The organism is Mycobacterium sp. TH-M82 (assembly GCF_057473605.1).
This window is the reverse complement of record NZ_JBYCKY010000171.1, coordinates 1-2,298: the sequence shown is the minus strand read 5'-3', so window position 1 is coordinate 2,298 and position 2,298 is coordinate 1. Positions and strand designations below refer to the sequence as shown.

Annotated in this window: 3 protein-coding genes; 2 read left to right on the top strand and 1 reads right to left on the bottom strand. The window is 65.0% G+C overall.

The features are described from left to right. Nucleotides 1–560 (top strand): class I SAM-dependent methyltransferase (locus AC2VON_RS05145; protein WP_486951966.1); only part of this gene is annotated, 560 nt, incomplete at its 5' end. A gap of 105 nt (nt 561–665) precedes the next feature. Here the strand turns inward: AC2VON_RS05145 and AC2VON_RS05140 are convergent. Then, entirely contained in the window at nt 666–1,334 is a 669-nt protein-coding gene (locus AC2VON_RS05140) for a cutinase family protein (protein ID WP_486951965.1), read from the bottom strand. 120 nt (nt 1,335–1,454) lie between these two features. On the opposite strand from AC2VON_RS05140, the gene AC2VON_RS05135 reads away from it, so the two are divergent. Continuing rightward, nucleotides 1,455–2,298 (top strand): NAD(P)H-dependent amine dehydrogenase family protein (locus AC2VON_RS05135; protein WP_486951964.1); only part of this gene is annotated, 844 nt, incomplete at its 3' end.

The window sequence follows — 2,298 nt, the reverse complement described above, 5'->3', positions numbered from 1 at the left end:
ACGCTCTGGCGAAACTGGCCAAAGTCCCAACCACCCGCAACGTCGAGGTGCGGCTGCAGGGCTGGGAGGAGTTCGACGAGCAGGTGGACCGGATCGTGTCGATCGGCGCCTTCGAGCACTTCGGCCACGACCGCTACGCGGACTTCTTCGAGATGGCCTACAACACGCTTCGGCGGGACGGAGTGATGCTGCTGCACACCATCACCGCGATCAACATGGCGCACGCCAAAGGTCAGGACATCCCGCTGACGTTCGAACTGGCGCGATTCGCGAAGTTCATCATGACCGAGATCTTCCCCGGTGGCCGGCTGCCGTCCGTGCGGATGGTCGAGGATCACGCCACTCATGCCCGCTTCCACGTCGCCCGGATACAGGAGATCGGGCCGCACTACGTGCGAACGCTGCAGGATTGGGCGGCAGCGCTGAAGGCCAACAGGGACAAAGCACTCGCGGTTCAGTCACAAGAGGTATACGACCGCTACGACAAATACCTCAACGGTTGCGTCCGGCTGTTCCGTGATGGATACACCAGCGTTCACCAGTTCACCCTGACGCGTTAATCCCGACGGGAGCGGCCGGCGCCGCAAATTGTACGGGTTATGCCGGATGCCCGGCTGCCGGTGCCCGACACCGCCGGCGACGACGTCCGCTGCGGAAAAGCCTGCCTACAGCCGACTTGCCGCATAGGCTGCTCCCTCGTCAATGAGCCCGTCGTAGGTCTCGGGGTTGTGTGCGGAAAAGTTCAATCCTTCGGAACACACCGCGTCTTCGGGTGCGCACAGCGCGATGGTCTTGCCCGCGTAGAGCGGGCCGATGGTGACCGGCGGCTCGCCGAGGAAGCTCATCGCCCGGGCGTTCGGTGTTCCGAACAGGACCACCGCGGCAACATGGTCAGCCGTCTCGGGCGGCATGGGCTGCGGTACCTCGGCACCGTCGACCCCGTCCGGTATGGCATTTGCGGTGGAAAAACCCATCACGGCTGCACCCTGGGAGTAGCCGCCGAGCACCATTCTGGTCTTGGGGCAAGAGGCCACCTCGGACTGAATACGAGCCGCCGCGTCTTTGATGCCGTCCAGACCAGTGGACCAATCGTCGGTGGCCGGGTAGTTGACCGCGTACACCCCAAGTGATTTCCCACCCATCTTGGAGCGCAGTGCGTCGACGAATGCCTGCCCGGTCGGGCCGACACCGGGATCCTCACCGGTACCCCGGGCAAATATCGTCTCCACGTCAGGGCACGGTTGGGCGGAAGCGGCCGGGACGCAGGTGTTCTGCAGCGCCCAACCCATCAACACCGCGATACCGGAGAAACGAATGATCTGGCGTGCGTTCATGCGGGTAGATTCTGCCATACTTTGACACCCGGGCCGCCAGGACGGCCGCGGCTTTGCCCCTTTCGGGTTGCTGGGCGACCACCAGCGCACCGGCGGCCCGCAACGACATAGGGTTTACCCGTGTCGAAGCGGGTGGTGGTCTGGGGTAGCGGGTTCGTCGGCAAGCTGGTGATCGCCGAGATCGTCAAACACCCGTTGTTCGAACTGGTCGGTGTCGGCGTCAGCAGTCCGGCCAAGGTGGGCCGCGACGTGGGTGACATCTGCGGGCTGCCCGAAGTGATTGGTATCACCGCCACCGACGACGTCGACGCGCTGATCGCACTGCGGCCCGACGCGCTGGTTCACTACGGCCCGACCGCCGCCCACGCCGACGCCAACGTCACGCTGATGACCCGCTTCCTTCGCGCCGGCATCGACGTGTGCTCGACCGCGATGACGCCGTGGGTCTGGCCGCAGATGTGGTTGAACCCGCCTAACTGGATTGAGGCGATCACGCAAGCGTGCCGGCTGGGCGGGTCGTCGTGCTTCACCACCGGCATCGATCCCGGATTCGCCAACGACCTGTTCCCCATGACGTTGATGGGTGTCTGCTCGCAGGTACGGCTGGTGCGCGCGTCGGAGTTGCTCGACTACACCAACTACACCGGCGACTACGAAAACGAGATGGGCATCGGCCGGGAGCCCGACTTTAAGCCCATACTGGGCAACCGTGACGTGTTGATCTTCGCGTGGGGCGCCACCGTCCCGATGATCGCGCACGCGGCCGGCATCACGCTCGACGAGATCACCACGACCTGGGACGCCTGGGTCACCCCGAACGAACGCAACACCGCCAAGGGCGTCATCGCGCCTGGGCGGGTGGCCGCCGTCCGGTTCACCATCAACGGCGTCTACCGGGGCCAGACCCGCATCCAGTTGGAGCACGTCAACCGCATCGGGCGTGACGCGGCCCCGGACTGGCCGT